This is a genomic window from Glycocaulis alkaliphilus, from assembly GCF_004000605.1.
In the GTDB taxonomy this organism is placed as follows: Bacteria; Pseudomonadota; Alphaproteobacteria; order Caulobacterales; family Maricaulaceae; genus Glycocaulis; species Glycocaulis alkaliphilus.
Window position 1 is genome coordinate 1153651 of record NZ_CP018911.1, and the last position, 17402, is coordinate 1171052.

A 17402-nucleotide genomic window follows, 5' to 3' on the forward strand; every position below is an offset into this window, starting at 1 on the left:
AGATCAATTACGGTCAGAAGAAGGCATCATGACAGTGCTACAGCGCAACGCGTATTGCGGTTTACGGTAAACGGACGGTAGTTTCTGCGCGCCTTTCACCGCCCGCATCAGGAGAACCCATGTCCGCCCCGTTCGAGGTTTCCAAAGCCCTTTCCCGCGTCCAGCCGTCTGCCACCATTGCGGCGACCCAGAAGGCACGTGAGCTGAAAGCCAAGGGCATTGATGTGATCTCGCTCGGCGCTGGTGAGCCGGACTTCGACACGCCCGGCCACATCAAGGACGCGGCCATAGACGCCATACGGCGCGGCGAAACGAAATACACTGCCGTGGACGGCATAACCGAGCTGAAAGAGGCGATCTGCGCCAAGTTCAAGCGCGATAACGGCCTCGCATACAAGCCCTCGCAGGTGAATGTCTCACCGGGCGGCAAGCCGGTGATCTACAACGCTTTCGCGGCCACGCTGAACCCCGGTGACGAGGTGATCGTGCCTGCGCCGTACTGGGTGAGCTATCCCGACATGGCGCTGTTGTGCGGCGGCAAGCCGGTGTTTGCTGAAGCCACCGCAAAGGATGGCTACAAGCTGCGCCCTGAAGCCCTTGAAGCGGCCATCACGCCGCGCACGAAATGGCTGGTGCTCAACTCGCCGTCAAACCCCACCGGCGCAGCCTATTCCGCCGATGATCTCAAGGCGCTGGCAGAGGTGCTGGAGCGCCATCCGCATGTCTGGATCCTGACCGACGACATGTATGAGCACCTCGTCTATGACGGGTTTGAGTTCGCCACCATCGCCGAGGTCGCGCCCTCGCTTTATGAGCGCACGCTGACCATGAATGGCGTGTCCAAATCCTACGCCATGACGGGCTGGCGCATCGGCTATGCTGCCGGGCCGGAACCGCTCATCAAGGCGATGGCCAAGGTGATGACGCAGACGACATCCAACCCGTGCTCGATCAGCCAGTGGGCGTCTGTAGCCGCGTTGAATGGCGAGCATGACTTCCTGAAGCCGCGCAATGACGCCTTCGTGCGCCGCCGCGATCTCGTCCTGCGGCACATTGCAGCCAGCGAAGGCCTGGATGCGCCAAAGCCGGAAGGCGCGTTCTACGTGTTTCCGTCCTGCGCCGGACTCATCGGAAAAACCTCTGGCAAGGGCAAGGCGCTGAAAACCGATGGCGATGTGTGTGATGCGCTGCTCGAAGAGGCGCATGTGGCCGTCGTTCCCGGCACCGCCTTTGGCTCCGGGCCGGCTTTCCGCATCTCCTATGCCACGTCTGACGAAGCACTGGAGAAGGCGGGCACCCGCATTGCGGAATTCTGTGCCGCCGCGCGTTGATATAGGCGTTCTCTATCGCTGACAGTTTGTGTTCCAGTTGGATTGGAACAGGGCGTTCCCATATACGTAAGGCAATGGACACTGTCCGGGCGGTTCCCTCTCCGCCCGTTCCGCAAACTGGAGAACGTCATGCAAATCAATATGGGACTGAGCCAGGCGCAGCGTGAAGAGATGGCCGAGGCCGTCACCCGCCTGCTGTCTGACACCTACGCGCTCTATTTCAAGACGCACGCCTATCACTGGAACGTCACGGGGCCGCGCTTTCACGACCTCCACGCGATGTTCGAGACGCAATACACCGAGATGTGGACGGCGACCGACGACATCGCCGAACGCATCCGCGCGCTCGGCGTGATGGCCCCGATCTCCTATGACGAGATCACGAAATCGGCCTCAATCCGCCCGGATGACAAGACTCCGAAGGCCGACGACATGGTCGCCAACCTGCTGCAAGGCCATGAGACGGTGGTGCGCACCGCGCGCGCCGCGCTGGAACTGGCCAACACCCATGGCGATGAGGCCACGGCTGATGTCGTTGCCCCGCGCGTGACGGCGCATGAGAAGATGGCCTGGATGCTCCGGGCGACCTTGGGGTAGGTTTGGGTCCCCTTGTCATCCGTCCGTTGCGTTAGCGGCGCAGGGCACCGGTTTCCTCCCCCGTTTACGGGGGAGGTGTCAGCGAAGCTGACGGAGGGGGGAGCTTTTTTGAACAATCCCCCCCCTCGGCCCTTCGGGCCACTCCCCCCATAAACGGGGGGAGAAACCGTCAGCCGGAACCCAAAACCCTCAAGCCTTCTCCGCTATCGTCCAGGCGTATTCGGCCATGGGTTCGACGAGGGCGCCAAGTTCCTTCGCGCGTTCGTTGGAGGCATTGCCCTGCAGCGCCCGCGCATAGACGCCCTGCGCGATGCCGGCCAGGCGGAAGATATTGTAGGCGATATAGAAATCGAGATTGGGAATGCCGCTGCGCCCGGTGCGCTCGCAATAGGCCGCGACATACTCTTCTTCGGTCGGGATGCCGAGCGATTTCAAATCCACGCCGAGGAAGCCGGAGCGGATTTCCTTCGGCGTGCGCCATTGCATGAGCTGGTAGGTGAAGTCCGCCAGCGGATCACCGAGCGTTGAGAGCTCCCAGTCCAGCACTGCGATGACGCGCGGTTCGGTGGGGTGGAAGATCATGTTGTCGAGACGGTAATCGCCATGGACGACGCTGGTGCGCTCCTGCTCAGGCGCATTGGCGGGCAGCCACTCGATCAGCCGGTCCATCGCCGGGATGGGCCGTGTTTCAGCGGCCTTGTACTGCTTGGTCCAGCGTCCGATCTGGCGCTCGAAATAATTGCCCGGCTTGCCGTACTCCGACAGGCCCGCCTTTTCGACATCGATGGAGTGGAGATGCGCGAGCGAGGCGTTCGACGCATCATAGAGCGCGCGGCGTTCTGACGGGTCCATGCCCGGCAGATAGGCGTCCCAGAAGATGCGCCCCTCCACGAATTCCATTACATAGAAGGCGGTGCCGATAATTTCCGGATCTTCGCACAGGCCGAACATGCGCGGTGCCGGAAAGCCGGCCTCGCCGAGCGCCTTCATCACCGTGAACTCGCGCTCCACGGCGTGAGCAGAGGGCAGCAGAACGCCCGGCGGCTTGCGGCGCAGAACGTACTGGCGGGCAGGGCTGGTAAGCTTGTAGGTCGGGTTGGATTGCCCGCCCCGGAACTGGCTCACTTCAAGTGGCCCGGCATAGCCGTCCACATGGGTTTTCATCCAGTTTTCCAGCGCCTTTTCGTCAAAGCGCAGGGCGTCCGCGACGGACTTGGTGCCGGAAAACTGGGCGTCGAGTTCGGATTGTGAGTTGCTCATGGTGCTTTGTGTACCATTCCCGCTGCCATGACAAAGTCCACATCACGCAGTTCAGAGATATTTTCCAGCGGATTGCCGCTGACTGCGATGATGTCGGCATGAAAGCCCGGCGCGATGCGGCCTATTTCGCCTTCCATCTGCAGATGGCGGGCGCCGTTGATGGTGGCGGCGATGATGGCCTGCTCAGGCGTCATCCCGGCTTCAACCATCAGCTCGAATTCGCGTGCATTATCACCATGACGGCTGACCCCTGAGTCCGTGCCGAAGGCAATCTGTACCCCGCCCCGGTGGGCGCGGCGCAGCATGTCGACCATTTGCGGGCCGACCTGCAGCGCCTTGGCGCGCTGGAACGGCGTCATCCAGGGCGCGTTGGCTTGCGCCTCCAGCGTCACGAACTCACCCGCCATCACGGTCGGCACCAGGAAGGCCCCTGAGCTGCGGAACAGCCGGATGGATTCATTGTCCAGAAACGTGCCGTGCTCGATCGAATGCCCGCCTGCGGCGAGGAAAGCGTTCACGCCAGTCACACCATGGGCGTGCGCCGTGACGCGGCGTCCCATCATCTCGGCGGCCTGCACGATGGCGCGCAGCTCATCATCCATGAACTGGACCTCGATGCCCGCCGCCGTATTGGACAAGACCCCGCCCGTGGCCGTGATCTTGATCGTGTCCACGCCTGCCTGAATGAGCGAGCGCACGGCGCGGGCGCAGTCAGAGGGGCCGTTACAGGCACCGGGGCTGGAGAAGTTCTCGATAACGCGCTGATTATAGCCGTTCACATCACCATGCCCGCCAGTGGGCGTGATGGAGGGACCGGCAACGCGCATGCGCGGGCCTACCGCATCGCCATTACGGATGGCGTTGCGCAGGGCCAGGATGGCTTCCAGATCACCGCCGACATCCTGCACGGTGGTAAAGCCTGCCTCAAGCGTGCGCCGGGCATGGCGCGCGCCAACAAAGGCACGGTCGGCGCTGGAGAGGGTGAAAGGGTCCAGCCGGCTATTGGCTCCACGCTCGCTGAGCAGGTGGACGTGCGCGTCAATCAGACCCGGCAGCACCCAGTGCGAGGTGAGGTCGACGATCTCGGCCCCGTCGCGGGTGACATAGCCGTCCTCGATGGACTCGATGCGTCCGTTGCGGATGATGATGGAGGCGCCATTGCGCACCCGCTCGCCTGGCACGGCGATCAGATGGCCGGCATGAATTACCTGCAAGTGCTCCTCGGCGGGCTGCGCGAAAACCAGTCCGGCAGAAGCCAGTGCTCCCAGCGCTGCAACGCAAAGGCTTGAAATAAAGCGTTTCATCGGCCCGCTCCCCGTTAGTTTGTATTCGCCTTTGTCCGACGCGCCGTGCCGGAAAGTCAAATCCTGATCACGGGCTTGTGAGAGGTTACAACAGTTTAAGTGGACGCGCCGGTCCGTGTGCCGAACATCGCCGGATCAATCTAACAGGGGGAGCTGGCGATGCGCCGCAATACAATCATTCTTCTGGCCTGCACGGCCGCCATCGCGCTGGCACCTGCTGGCTACGCACAAGGCACGGCGGCGCCCGACGCACGCTGGACCTGGGATACAACAGCTCTCTATCCGGACCGCGCCGCCTGGGATTCTGACAGGCGAGCTGCCATGAGCACGGCAGACGAACTTGCCGGGCTGGAAGGCACGCTGGGCGACGGCGCGGGCGCTTTCCTGCGTGTCCTGCGCACCTATTCGGATGCCTGGCGTACAGGGGTCCGCGCCGGCACCTATGCCGGTCTGATCGCGGATGAGAATCTCGCCGATCCTGATGGTCAGGCCCTGCGCCAGCAGGCCATGGCGATGTATGCCCATATCGGACAGGCCGGTGCGTGGATCGACCCTGCCATCGTCGCGCTGGGAGAGGAGACGGTCTGGTCATACTTCGAGGCAGAGCCGGCTCTGGAGCCTTTCCGCCAGATGATCCGCACCACCCTGCGCAATGGCGATCATACCCTGTCTGACCAGACCGAGCGCGCACTCGCCGCCCTCGGCCCAGCCACGAGCGCCAGCTATACGATTTACGGCCAGCTTGCGAACTCCGAAATCCCCCGGCCCACCATTACCCTGTCGGACGGCACCGAGCTTACGGTGAACTCAGCCGGCTACGCGCGCGGCCGCTCTTCGGATAACCGTGAGGACCGTATCGCGGTGTTTGATGCCTATTGGGGCTCCTGGCAGCCGTTTACCGGCTCTGTCGGTGCGGCGTTGAATGGTCACGTTCAGAACTCGGTCGCGCGGGCCCGCCTTCGCGGTTACGACAACGCTCTGTCGGCTGCCCTGTCGGGCGATAATGTGCCGGAGGCCGTCTACCGTACGCTGGTGGCTGAAACCAATGCGGCGCTGCCCGTCCTCCACCGCTATTTCGCCCTGCGTGCGCGGCTGCTGGGGGTCGAGGATCCGGCCTATTACGACATCTATCCGGATATGGTCAGCATTGACCGTGAGTTCGGGATCGAGGACTCCATCGAGCTGACCCGCGCCTCCCTTGCCCCGCTGGGTGAGGACTATGTGGCGATGTATTCCGACGCGGTCTCCCAGCGCTGGATGCATGTCTATCCGCAGCCGGGCAAGACCTCCGGCGCCTATGTCAGCGGAGCCGCCTACGACGTGCATCCTTATGTGCTGCTGAACCATCTCGATAACTACAACTCGGCGACCACTTTCACCCATGAATGGGGCCATGCCCTGCATACCGTGCTGGCCAATGAGGCCCAGCCTTTCGAGACGGCGCGCTACTCGATCTTCACCGCTGAAGTGGCCTCAACGGTGCATGAATTCCTGCTTCAGGAGCACATGCTGGAGACGGCACAGACGCCGCAGGAGCGGCTATTCTATCTAGGCAACGCGCTGGAGCTGCTGCGCGCCACCTTCTTCCGCCAGACCATGTTCAGCGAGTTCGAGCTGGCCATCCATGAAACGGTGGAACGCGGTGAACCCCTTACCGGCGCGGCGATCACCGCGCTCTACGCCGATGTGGTGCGCCGCTATCACGGCCATGCAGAAGGGGTCATGCAAGTAGATGATCTCTACACCCACGAATGGATGTTCGTGCCGCACTTCTACATGAATTTCTACGTGTACCAGTACGCCACCTCGCTGGCGGCGGCGGCCTATTTCACCGATCTCATTCTGGACGGCGATGAAGCGGCGCTGGAGCGGTATCTGGGCGCGCTGCGTGCCGGCGGATCGGACGATCCCTACCAGATCCTGCTCGATGCGGGCGTGGACCTTGCCACCCCGGAGCCTTACCGGGTGCTGGTAGAGCGGATGGAGCGCACCATGGACGAGATGGAAGCCATCCTCGCCGAGATGGAGAACTGATCAGTCCGCGACCGTTTCCAGACGTTGGGATATCCAGAACTTGATCAGCGCCTGCCGGGTGACCCCCAACCGCTGGGCTTCCTGATCAAGTTCTTCCACCACCCAAGCGGGAAAACCGACATTCACCCGGCGGGTTTCGAGATTGGGGCGGCGCGCTTTGGACCAGTCCACGATGCCGGAGACATCGCCGCCTTCATCAAACCGGGTGTCAAATTCACGGGCTTTCATAGGCGTTTATCTCCCTGACGGAGAGTATATCACGTTTCGGCCTTTATCTCTTCGTTTCACCGGCGAAAGCCGGTGTCCAGTTTTAGTGATGCTCAGCCCATCCGGGCTTCGCGCCTCGCCCCTTCGAGACGCCGCTTGCGGCGGCTCCTCAGGGTGAAGTGCCTCGGTCGGCCGGTCGGCCTTGCAGGCCGCAAAGCGGCCTGAAAAGCGCGAATGCCCGCCCGCGACTGCCTGTGCCTGCGCAGGCGGGTATTCGCGGAATACCGCAGCGCGGCCGCGTTGCGGAGACAAAGGGCTGGGCCCCGGCCTGCGTCGTAAAAACGCAGGGCTGATGATGCGGGCACACCAAATTAGTTGCAAATGATACTAATTTCCGGCACAAAGACCGGGAGTTTGCTGGACGGGTCTGGGCGGTCACGCACCTCTCCCGGTTCCGGCTTATCCCCTTTTGTGTGAAGGAGCCCTTGCCATGGCTGACCTGTTTGAAAACCCGCTGGGAACCGATGGTTTCGAGTTCGTCGAATATACGAGCCCGGAGCCCGAGAAGCTCGACAAGCTGTTTACCCTGCTCGGCTTCACGGCTGTGGCCAAACACAAGACGCGTGACATTGTCCGCTACAAGCAGGGCGATATCACGTTTCTGGTAAACCGCGAGAAGACCGGCCAGGCGGCTGATTTCCGCGCCGAGCACGGCCCGTCGGCCAACGCCATGGCGTTCCGGGTGCGCGATGCGAAACAGGCCTATAAGGACGCGCTCGCGCGCGGGGCGGAACCCTATGGCACGCCGCTCTGGGGCGATGACCAGAATCTGCCGGCCATCAAGGGTATTGGCGGTTCGGTGCTCTATCTGGTCGATCAGTATGGCGACAGCAATATCTATGACGGGAACTTCGAGCCGATCCCCGGCGCCGAAGACAAGGGCGGTGCGGGCCTGGAAGTGCTCGACCATCTGACCCACAACGTCTTCATGGGCCGCATGAACCATTGGGCCGGTTTCTATGAGAAGGTCTTCAACTTCCGCGAAATCCGCTATTTCGACATCAAGGGCGCCCATACGGGCCTGCTCTCGCGCGCCATGACCGGCCCCTGCGGCAAGCTGCGCATTCCGCTCAATGAAAGCTCTGACGACAAGTCCCAGATCGCGGAATATCTGCGCGAGTATAATGGCGAGGGCATCCAGCACATCGCCCTGACGACGAGCGATATCTACTCCACGATCGAGAAGCTGCGCGCCAATGGCGTGGAGTTCCAGTCCACCCCGCCGACCTATTACGAGCTCGTTGACGAGCGCGTGCCGGGCCACGGGGAAGACCTTGAGCGTCTGAAAAAGAACTCCATACTGGTTGATGGGGACCCGGAGAACGGGCAGGGCCTGCTTCTGCAGATCTTCACCACGACCAATATCGGACCGATCTTCTTCGAGATCATCCAGCGCAAGGGCAATGAGGGCTTTGGCGAAGGTAATTTCAAGGCGCTGTTTGAATCGATCGAGCTCGATCAGATCCGCCGCGGCGTGCTCAAGCCCGACGCTGCCGAGTAAGCTGTCATGACGGGGCGGGCGAACCGGGCGGACGGGCCGCCCGCCCTCATCCTTTCCGAGTATCTGCCCTACCGGCTCTCGGTCGTCTCCAACAAGGCGTCCGGGCTGATCGCGCGCGCCTATCAGGCCCGCTTCGGGCTTACGATCTGGGAATGGCGGGTAATAGCGGTGCTGGGGGGCGGCGAGGCGATAACCGCGCAGGCCATCTGCGAAGCGACCGCCATGGACAAGGTGACGGTGAGCCGCGCCCTGCGCACCCTGACCGAACGGGCGCTGGTGCGCCGCCGTACAAGCCCCACGGACAAACGTGCCGCTCTGGTGTCCCTGACACCGGAAGGTCAGTCCATCTTCGACGAGATCGCACCGCTGGCGCTGGAATGGGAGCGTTCCCTGCTGGAGGGCTTCAGCCCTGAAGAGGCAGATCAGCTATCGCGTTTGCTGGACAGGCTGGAGAAGCGCGCCGACGTGCTAGGCAAGGGCGAGCTTTAGGCGGATACAGCCTAAACCCCCTTCGTTTCTTCGATCAGCTTCTGGTCGTCACTGTCTTCCGGCGTCTCGATGCGTTCCGGCTCCGGCGCTTCGCCCGTCAGAAGCTCCACGGCCTGATCGGCGGCATCCTGGAAGGGGAAGAGGATCAGGTCTGCTCCGGCCTCCTGCAGCCGCTCCAGCGCGGCGCCGCGCTGGCTGGTCACGGCAATCTTGCCGGCAAAACCGAATTTGCGCAGCGTGGAGATCATCGCGATGCGGGTATCCTCATGGGTGACGCCGGTTTCCAGGTCCGAGGTGGTCGAGATGATCCAGCGCACCCGGCTAAGCGGCAAATGGGTGAGAAACTCCTGATCGGTCAGGTCGCCATAGACCGCGTCCAGTCCCCGCTCGCGCCATAGCTTCACCGCTGACGGATTGAAGTCGACCCCCAGCGTTGAGACGCCGCGATTGAGAAGGCGCTGCGCAATCGCTCCGCCATAACGGCCCAGCCCGAACAGGACGATGTCATGGTGCTTCTGCGCGGTTTCGCCATCGTCCGTCTCGGCATGATTGATATTGCGGCGCTCGAAGGGCGAGAGCAGGGGTTCGACCAGCGGATAGAGCCGGTGCGAATAGGTGATCATGTAGGTCGAGGCCGCAATCGTGATCAGGCCGACCAGCGTGACCAGCCCGAGCGCCTCATCATTGACGTGGCCGAGGGTCAGCCCCATTGCCATGAAGATGAGGGAAAACTCGCTGATCTGCGCGACGGTGAGGCCGGCCAGAAAGCCGGTGCGGCGGCGATAGCCCATAACGCCCATGATGATGACAACGATCAGCGGATTACCGATCAGCACGAAGGCGGAGAAGATAGCCGCTGCGGGGATGTTCTCGCCCAGCAAGGTGAGGTCGAGGCGTGAGCCGAGGCCGATAAAGAAGAACAGGAGCAGGAAGTCGCGCAAAGGCGCCAGCCGGGCCGACACCGCTTCGCGGTAGGGGGTCGACGCAAGCGCTACGCCCGCCAGCAGCCCGCCCAGCTCCTTGCCCAGGCCAAACATATCGCCAAGGGCAGCAAACATCGCTGCCAGAGCAATGGCAAACGACAGCAGCAATTCCGGCGAGCGGGCGAGTATGGCCGTCAGCGGATTGGCGACGAAGCGGATGAACACCACCACCGCCGCGACCATGAGTATGCCAGCGATGAGAACGCCCAGCAGCGCGCCCGCACCGCCGTTTTCCGCCCCGCCTATACCGATGGCCGACAGGACGATCATGGCCAGCACGACGACAAGATCCTGGACGATCAGGAATCCGAGCGCGATGCGGCCATGCAGGGAGTCGATCTCGCGCTTGTCGGAGAGCAGCTTCACGATGATGATTGTGGACGAGAAGGTCAGCGCCACCGCGATATAGATGCTGGTGAGCGGGTCAAACCCGAGCCCCAGCGCTATCGCGAAGCCGATGATCGAGGTGAAGGCGACCTGCCCCAGCCCCGTTGCGAGCGACACCATGCCCAGCGACTGGATCAGCTTCACGTCCAGCTTGATGCCGACCAGAAACAGCAAAAGCGCGATTCCAAGCTGGGAAAGCAGCTCGACATGGTCGCTGGAGCGCACCAGATCCAGCCCGGCCGGGCCCACCAGAATGCCAACCAGAATGAAGCTGACGATAAGCGGCTGGCGCAGCATATGGCCTACGAGGCCCACGCCTGCGGCGATTACCAGCAGGACCGCGATCTCATAAAAGACCGATACAGAAACCAGATCGGCCAGCATGCGCACGTCCCCTTCGCCACGAAGTCTGAATCACCAAGTCACCACAATGACATGGCGCAGACTAGCGACCAAGCCGGATCACGCGAAAGGACTATCAGCCGTGATTAGCCTGTGGCCGCCATGAGCGAGCGTGCGTCATAGGCATTAGGGGCGTCCGGTGTTGCGCCGTGCCGGGCGATGATTTCAAGACTGACCAGAGTGCGCCCTTCCTGGCCGGGACTGAAGCTGACGCCAAGCCCAACCCCGGAGGCCCGGTAGCCGCGCGACCCCACACTGGTGCCAGCCGAGCCACCAACGCGCACCGGATTGCGTCCGGTTGTGGACTCGACGCGCCGGTCGACGATCTCGAACCAGTCATAGCCATTTTCCAGTGTCAGCTCGGCAGCCCGGCGCAGGGCGAGGCGCTCTGCGCCAGCGGTGGAAACGTCCGCTCCGGCGGTAAAGCTGACGCGCCAGCGATTATCGGTGATCCTGAGCGAGTCGAACCCGATTGCCTGTCCGGCTGCGCCGGTGGCAGGGCCGTATGTCGTCTGTGTCGGTGCGCAGGCAAAGAGCGCAGCAGAGCCAATGGCGGCCAGAAAGACGAGTTTGATGGTCATGCACAGCACTCCTGATGGCTTGGCCGGTCGGGTGGCCACTATATCAGGGTTTACGCGTTTGCGCCCCGAACGGTTTCGCCGGCTGTTACTTTATCATAGCCCAACGAAGCGATAATCCAGCCGCCGATATACCCGGCGACAAAGCCACACGGCAGGGTGGCCAGCAGCACGATCGCGTCCAGATCCATGCCTTCACCGCCGACAAGGCGTCCCACGATAAAGAAGAGAAATGAAAAGCACGTGCCCCCCACGCCGAACGTGAGCCCCATCTGGGCAGGAGAGCGCCATTTCAGAAAATGGGCGATAGCCCAGACCGCAAGCATCGGTATGCCGGCAAGAAGATATGCAGCTGCCACGCCGACCATCACAGCCGGGACGGCCCCGATCATTAGCACCAGCATGGTCTCGTCGAGGCCCTGTTCGGGCAGGAGGGGCAGAGTGATCGCCAGCCAGACCAGCATGCCGCCGATCAATCCGGTTGCCGCGGGGGCAATCAGCAGGGCGGCGATGAGATGGCCTGTCCGGATCTTGTACATAGGCTAGCGCGCGCCCTTGGAGCTGGAGTTGACGATCAGCCCAATCATCGCCCCCAAGAGACGTTTTGCCTGCGCGGTTTTCCTGTCTGGTCCGGCGTTGAACATCACGCGCCAGCGCCAGAGCTTGTCGCAACAAGCGCGGTAACTGGGAAGGGGCGTCGGATCATGGGCGTCCTTTTTTGCGTTTAGTCCCTCATTTGAGAGCATAGCGGCTTTTTGGGATTTACGCTTCCCCGGACGACGCGGTTTCTTCTGGGGCAGTCGGCGCATAGCCAAGCTGGCCGACAAACCATCCCGCCACGTAGCCCGCCGCGAGCCCGGCAGGCAGTGTCACGAGCAGGGCAGTGTCCGAGCCAGTCTGGAAATCCTCGAGAAATATCCGGCCATTGAAGAAAAAGCCGATTGCGAAGATCAGCCCGGCCACAGCCATCACGAGCCCCATCTGATGGGGTTTGCGCAATCTGGCAAAGTGAGCTGCGGCCCAGCCCGCCAGCATGACCGGTACGCCGAAAGTGTAGCAGACGAACACCGCGATGATGACCGCAAAGAAGGACATCACGAGGCCGGTGCGCAGGGTCTCCAGAACGGTAAAATCTGGAAGCAGCTGGAAGCTGAGCCCGAACGATACAAGCGTGCCTCCGAGAAACCCCGCGATCAGCGGTGACAGTGCCATGGCGAGTACGAGCTGCAGCGGAACCGGCTTGCGCATTGGTCTATCGCCCTGCGCGCTCAAGGCTGGTGAAGACCAGCCAGTGACGCGTAGTCGGCCAAGGGCACATCAGCGGCTGCCGGGTCGGTGATGTAGAGATGCCCGATCAGGCCCAGCACGGCGAGAGCGGCGAGCATGCCGCCCGGATAAGCGGACTGTCTCATGCGCGCATGCTCCAGCCGGATTCGTATCTCATGATTTCCCCCCCAATTCCCCGCTGACCATTTACTCAAGCGCGGCCCTGCACGTGACGCAAGGCCCATACCCGGCACGCGCTTGCCAGACCGCCCTCATCGCCGCTCGCAACCCGTTCCTCGTCAATCTCGCCGACCAGGCTTGCCAGTGAGCGGCCCTGCGCCGCGCTGGCTTCGTCCAGCACCGCCCAGAACTCTGCTTCCAGCGCGAGGCTGGTGCGGTGTCCGGCAAGGGAGAGGGAGCGTTTGATCTGGCTCATCGCTTGAAGAAGATCACCGCTGCGCCCGCCGCGATCAAGGCAAACCCGACCAGATGGCGGATTGTGACAGGTTCTTTCAGGTAGATCGCTGCGAACGCGACGAAAACCGTCAGCGTGATCACCTCCTGCATGGTTTTCAGCTCGGCAGCCGAATAGACATTGTGTCCGATCCGGTTGGCAGGCACGGCCATCGTGTATTCCACGAAAGCGATCAGCCAGCTGAAGAAAATGACCATCAGGATGGGCGCGCTCTTGAAGCGTAAATGCCCGTACCAGGCGAGCGTCATGAAGATATTGGAGCCGATCAGCAGGATGACAGGAAGGATGTGCGGCCAGGAGATGGTTGGCATGGAGGAACCGTGGCGAGAGCGGCGGAAAGTGCTATTGCGCAGCACCGGGCGCGCCTGTCCATAGACAAAAAAAGAGCCGGAAGGCGCAAGGCGCTCTTTCCGGCTCAGTCTTGCATATCCGTTCGGGGAGGAGACGGTATGCGAACAAGAAACGGGGAAACCGTTCGCGGCTGATATGACGCTAACGCCTGCCCGCTTCAAGGCGTTCCAACGAATACCAGCTATGCAAAAATGCTGCGTTACGGCTTTGCGAAGAATATGTGACGCAATGCTGGAGGCGGAAAGCTGAAATTATTCAGCGGCCTCGGCTTTCCACGCTTTGGCGGCGTCCACGAGAAAATCCCGGAATGCGGCAACTCGCCGCGATCCTTTGAGTTCTTCGGGAAACACCACATAGACATCGAAGGTCGGCCCGTCGGTGTCAGGCAGGACGCGCACCAGGCCGGGGTTTTCAACAGCCACATAATCGGGCAGCCCGCAAATGCCGAACCCGGCTTCGGTCGCGCGCATCATTGCCTTGATCGTGTTGGCCTCGATTGTAGCCGCGCGCGGCTGAGTGCCGGGCTCGTGGCCAATGGTCAGCTGCCAGTTGAGGTTGGGGATCGGGGCGAGCTTTTTGGGCCCGTAAGCGATGAAGCGGTGACCTTTGTCCAGATCAGCCAGCGTTTCCGGCGTGCCATGTTTGGCGAGATATTCCGGCGCGGCGTAAAGATGCTGCTCCACCTGCATCAGGCGGCGCTGTACCAGATCGTTCTGGGTGGAGGGCCATGGACGGATGGCTATATCGGCCTCCAGCCCGGCGAGATCCAGCTCATGATCGGCCAGCAGCAGTTTGAGCTGTATTTTCGGGTACAGCGCCTGAAACTGTTTCAGGCGCGGGATCAGCCAGATTGAGCCGAGCGCGGTTGGTGCGGTAATGCGCAGCGCGCCGGTGGGCTTGTCGCGGCTGTCCTGTACCCGTGCCTCGGCCACCGCGACGCGGTTGGCAATCTCTCCTGCGGCTTCAAACAGGAGCCGCCCCGGCTCTGTGAGCAGAAGCCCGCGCGCATGGCGGTGAAAAAGCTTTATCTCCAGCTCGGCTTCGAGCGCAGAGATTTGACGGCTGACCGCCGACTGTGACAGGCCGAGCGTTTCGGCAGCGCCGGTGAGCGAACCCGCATCGGCGGCGGCGTGAAAGGTTTTCAGCTTGTCCCAATCCATCAGGGAACGTTAGAGCGCTTCGCCGCCCCCGTCAGGTGCGAATTGTCATGCCGTCTGCCAATGAATTGCGGAACGCCGTCCAGGCAGGAATGAAGCCCAGTATTGCCGATGCGCCAGTGACGACGCCGATGAGTGCGAGGTCGTAAAGGCCGGGCAGGGTGCCGCTCAAGTGTACGCCGTAGCGCTGCTCCAGCACAGGTGCGCCCAGAGACAGCGCGCCATAGGTGAGGCCGGTGCCGATAATGGCGCCAGCCAGCGCGAGAAGCGCGCTTTCGCTTACCAGCAGTACGAAGACATGGCGGGGGCGGGCGCCCAGCGCTCGCAGGATCGCCATTTCCCGGCGGCGCTCATTGAGGCTGGTCAGTACGGCGGTCAGAATGCAGATCAGTCCCATCAGGACCACGAAGGCGGCCACCGCCGCCAGCGTGCGCTCGGCAACACCCACCACGCTCCAGAGCTGGGACAGCGCAACGCCCGGAATAATCGCCTGCAGCGGCTCCACCCGGTAGGTGTTGATCTGGCGTTGCAGGCGCAGCGCCGCGACCGGCGTTTCGAGGCCCACGAGAAACGCGGTGATCTGGTCAGGGGTGAGGTCCATGGCCCGCAGCTCGTCCATGGAGAGGCTCGTGCCTGCGCCCGTTGGCCCTTCCAGATGGATCGCCTCAATAGCTTCGAGGCTGACAAAGACCGAGCGGTCCACCGGCGTTCCGGTCGGTTCGAGAATGCCGACAATGGTGAACGGATTGTTGTCGTGCTCGACAAAGCTGACCCGGCCCGTGCCGTGGGCGACGATGATTTCCTCGTCCAGTGAATAGCCCAGCTCGCGCGCGACGCTGGCGCCCACAACCGTGTCGAACAAGTCGTCGAGCGGTCCGCCAGCAGCGAACTGCAGATGCCGCCGGCCGGCATAGCGGTAATGCTCGAAATAGCGGTTATCCGTCCCCACCACGCGGAAACCGGCATGGGAATCGCCCAGCGAGATCGGCACCGTCCAGGCGACGCCGGGTGCATTGGCGACCTGCTGGTAGGTCTCCCAGGTAATGTTGTTGGTGGCATCGCCGATATGGAAGATCGCGTAGAGCAGCAAATTGACCGGGCTGGAGCGTGCGCCGACGATCAGGTCTGTACCCGAAATCGTGTTTTCAAAGCTTGCCCGCGCGCCGTGGCGCACCTTCTCGACACCCAGAAACAGCGTCATTGCGATGGCAACGGTCAGGATGGTCAAAAGCGCCGTACCGCGCCGGTTGGCAATGGAGCGCCAGGCGAGGGAGATAATGGGAAAGCGGGTCATGCGCTTCTCCCCGCAGTGTTGAGCTCTGACAGATCGACCGCGCGGTCAAACTTCGAGGCGAGAGAGCCATCATGGCTGACAAAGAGAAGCGCCGCACCGCTGGCCGCGCATTCCTCGATCAGCAGAGACAGGAAGGCATCGCGCGCATCGGCATCAAGCGCCGAGGTCGGTTCGTCGGCCAGTACCAGCCCTGGACGGCCAATGAGTGCGCGCGCGGCGGCCACGCGCTGCTGCTGGCCCACGGACAGCTCGATTGGCGGGCTCGACCAGTATTGCTTGGGATCAAGCTGCAGGCGGGTCATCAGGCGTCGGGCCTCGGCCTCGGCTCCGCCTGCCGCTTCACACGCCTTGCCCCGCCGCGCCGAAAAGCGCGCAGGCAGCATCACGTTCGCTCCGGCGGGCAGATAAGGCAGCAGGTTGAACATCTGGAAGATGACGCCCAGCCGTTCGGCGCGCAGCGCATCACGCTTGCCGCCGGAGAGCTTTGACATCGGCTCGCCCAGCACCTCGATACGGCCCGCCGTGGGCGCCATGATGCCCGCGATCAGGCCCAGCAGGGTGGATTTGCCCGATCCGCTCGCGCCCTTGAGGAATACTTTCTCTCCGGCTGCAACCTCGAAACGCTCCATGTCGAGCACGACAGGGGCTTTGCGCGCATAGGAGAAGCGCACGCCCGTTAACGATATGGCAGGCGCCGCGCTCACGCCGCGTCAGACTTGGCGGCTTTGCCTTCGCTGGCGGCGTGATGCTCCATCTCCGCCAGCCAGCGCTCGGCTTCCAGCGCGGCCATACAGCCCATGCCGGCTGCCGTGATCGCCTGCCGGTAGATGTCGTCGGTCACGTCTCCGGCGGCAAAAACGCCGGGGATCGAGGTGAGGGTGGAGCCGGGCTTCGTCACCAGATAGCCGCCATCCTTCATCTCAAGCTGGCCTTCAAAGAGCGAGGTTGCAGGGGCGTGGCCGATGGCGATGAATACGCCGTCAGTGGCGAGCTTCGTTTCCTCGCCGGTTTTCAGATTCTTCACCCGCACGCCGGTGACGCCGGGCACATCGCCTTCGGCGAGGATTTCCTCTACCGCGCTGTCCCAGATCACCTCGATCTTCTCGTTATCAAACAGGCGGGCCTGCGCGATCTTTTCAGCGCGCAAGGAGTCGCGGCGATGGATGAGGGTGACCTTGCTGGCAAAGCGCGTGAGGAACAGGGCTTCCTCAACGGCGGTATTGCCGCCGCCGACCACCACGACTTCCTTGCCGCGATAGAAAAAGCCGTCGCACGTCGCACACGCCGACACGCCAAACCCCTGCAGGCTCTGCTCGCTTTCAAGGCCCAGCCATTTGGCGCTGGCGCCGGTCGCGATAATCACGCTGTCAGCGGTGTAGATCGTGCCGCCATCACCCTTCATGGTGAAGGGGCGCTTGGAGAAGTCGGCCTCCACGATGATGTCGGCGATGATTTCCGCGCCGACATTCTCGGCTTGCGCTTTCATCTGCTCCATCAGCCACGGGCCTTCGATGACGCTGGCAAAGCCCGGATAGTTCTCCACCTCGTGTGTGATGGTCAGCTGGCCGCCTGGCTGCAGCCCGGCGATGACGATGGGCTCCAGCATGGCCCGCGCGGCATAGATCGCGGCGGTGTAGCCGGCCGAACCCGAACCGATGATGACAACTTTGGAATGGCGGGTCTCGGTCATGGCGGGCGTGGTCCTCTGGCAGTCGTGTTTCGGGCG

19 protein-coding genes are annotated in these 17402 nt (G+C 62.5%); 5 read left to right on the forward strand and 14 right to left on the reverse strand.

The genetic code is table 11. The features are described from left to right. Positions 1-119: 119 nt before the first annotated feature. The gene (locus tag X907_RS05500) at positions 120-1331 is read left to right on the forward strand and encodes a pyridoxal phosphate-dependent aminotransferase (protein ID WP_127566024.1); all 1212 of its coding nucleotides are present in this window, start codon (positions 120-122) and stop codon (positions 1329-1331) included. A gap of 129 nt (positions 1332-1460) precedes the next feature. Then, on the forward strand, positions 1461-1928 hold the full coding sequence (locus X907_RS05505) for a Dps family protein (RefSeq protein WP_127566026.1): 468 nt from the start codon (positions 1461-1463) through the stop codon (positions 1926-1928). A 189-nt stretch (positions 1929-2117) separates the two neighbouring features. On the opposite strand, the gene X907_RS05510 is transcribed toward X907_RS05505, so the two are convergent. Continuing rightward, positions 2118-3188 (reverse strand): phosphotransferase, encoded by a 1071-nt coding sequence (locus tag X907_RS05510; protein ID WP_127566028.1) that lies wholly within the window; start codon positions 3186-3188, stop codon positions 2118-2120. After that, a complete protein-coding gene (locus tag X907_RS05515) occupies positions 3185-4492 on the reverse strand; it encodes a metal-dependent hydrolase family protein (protein WP_127566030.1) in 1308 nt (435 codons plus the stop codon). Before X907_RS05515 ends, X907_RS05510 begins: the two co-directional genes overlap by 4 nt. A 159-nt stretch (positions 4493-4651) precedes the next feature. On the opposite strand from X907_RS05515, the gene X907_RS05520 reads away from it, so the two are divergent. Continuing rightward, positions 4652-6526, forward strand: a complete 1875-nt coding sequence (locus X907_RS05520) for a M3 family oligoendopeptidase (protein ID WP_127566032.1) — start codon at positions 4652-4654, stop codon at positions 6524-6526. On the opposite strand, the gene brnA is transcribed toward X907_RS05520, so the two are convergent. Further along, positions 6527-6754: a type II toxin-antitoxin system BrnA family antitoxin gene (brnA, locus tag X907_RS05525; RefSeq protein WP_127566034.1), complete on the reverse strand. Its 228-nt coding sequence runs from the start codon at positions 6752-6754 to the stop codon at positions 6527-6529. 469 nt (positions 6755-7223) lie between these two features. Between brnA and hppD the strand changes: the two genes are divergently transcribed. Both hppD and X907_RS05535 read left to right on the forward strand, forming a co-directional pair. Continuing rightward, complete coding sequence (gene hppD / locus X907_RS05530) at positions 7224-8294, forward strand: 4-hydroxyphenylpyruvate dioxygenase (RefSeq protein ID WP_127566036.1); 1071 nt, start codon at positions 7224-7226, stop codon at positions 8292-8294. Positions 8295-8300: 6 nt separating this feature from the next. Continuing rightward, on the forward strand, positions 8301-8783 hold the full coding sequence (locus tag X907_RS05535; RefSeq protein ID WP_127566038.1) for a MarR family winged helix-turn-helix transcriptional regulator: 483 nt from the start codon (positions 8301-8303) through the stop codon (positions 8781-8783). An 11-nt stretch (positions 8784-8794) separates the two neighbouring features. On the opposite strand, the gene X907_RS05540 is transcribed toward X907_RS05535, so the two are convergent. The 11 genes from X907_RS05540 to trxB all read right to left on the reverse strand — a co-directional run bounded on the left by X907_RS05540 (position 8795) and on the right by trxB (position 17366). Beyond that, positions 8795-10537 (reverse strand): cation:proton antiporter, encoded by a 1743-nt coding sequence (locus X907_RS05540; protein WP_127566040.1) that lies wholly within the window; start codon positions 10535-10537, stop codon positions 8795-8797. A 104-nt stretch (positions 10538-10641) separates the two neighbouring features. Further along, complete coding sequence (locus X907_RS05545) at positions 10642-11136, reverse strand: CC0125/CC1285 family lipoprotein (RefSeq protein ID WP_127566042.1); 495 nt, start codon at positions 11134-11136, stop codon at positions 10642-10644. Between the two features lie 50 nt (positions 11137-11186). Continuing rightward, positions 11187-11672, reverse strand: a complete 486-nt coding sequence (locus X907_RS05550) for a hypothetical protein (protein WP_127566044.1) — start codon at positions 11670-11672, stop codon at positions 11187-11189. Positions 11673-11895: 223 nt separating this feature from the next. Continuing rightward, positions 11896-12381, reverse strand: coding sequence for a hypothetical protein (locus X907_RS05555; RefSeq protein WP_127566046.1), 486 nt, complete (start codon positions 12379-12381; stop codon positions 11896-11898). A gap of 20 nt (positions 12382-12401) precedes the next feature. After that, positions 12402-12545 carry a hypothetical protein gene (locus tag X907_RS14420; RefSeq protein WP_170175473.1) on the reverse strand — a complete coding sequence of 48 codons (144 nt, stop codon included), beginning with the start codon at positions 12543-12545 and terminating at the stop codon, positions 12402-12404. A 65-nt stretch (positions 12546-12610) separates the two neighbouring features. After that, positions 12611-12835, reverse strand: a complete 225-nt coding sequence (locus X907_RS05560; protein ID WP_127566048.1) for a ribbon-helix-helix domain-containing protein — start codon at positions 12833-12835, stop codon at positions 12611-12613. After that, entirely contained in the window at positions 12832-13185 is a 354-nt protein-coding gene (locus X907_RS05565; RefSeq protein ID WP_127566050.1) for a DMT family protein, read from the reverse strand. Before X907_RS05565 ends, X907_RS05560 begins: the two co-directional genes overlap by 4 nt. Positions 13186-13476: 291 nt before the next feature. Further along, positions 13477-14385 carry a LysR family transcriptional regulator gene (locus X907_RS05570; RefSeq protein ID WP_127566052.1) on the reverse strand — a complete coding sequence of 303 codons (909 nt, stop codon included), beginning with the start codon at positions 14383-14385 and terminating at the stop codon, positions 13477-13479. A gap of 31 nt (positions 14386-14416) precedes the next feature. Continuing rightward, positions 14417-15676, reverse strand: a complete 1260-nt coding sequence (locus tag X907_RS05575) for an ABC transporter permease (RefSeq protein ID WP_127566054.1) — start codon at positions 15674-15676, stop codon at positions 14417-14419. After that, positions 15673-16380: an ATP-binding cassette domain-containing protein gene (locus X907_RS05580; protein WP_233352541.1), complete on the reverse strand. Its 708-nt coding sequence runs from the start codon at positions 16378-16380 to the stop codon at positions 15673-15675. Before X907_RS05580 ends, X907_RS05575 begins: the two co-directional genes overlap by 4 nt. Continuing rightward, positions 16377-17366 carry a thioredoxin-disulfide reductase gene (gene trxB, locus X907_RS05585; RefSeq protein WP_127566056.1) on the reverse strand — a complete coding sequence of 330 codons (990 nt, stop codon included), beginning with the start codon at positions 17364-17366 and terminating at the stop codon, positions 16377-16379. The genes X907_RS05580 and trxB overlap by 4 nt, the downstream gene beginning before the upstream one ends. Positions 17367-17402: the final 36 nt, after the last annotated feature.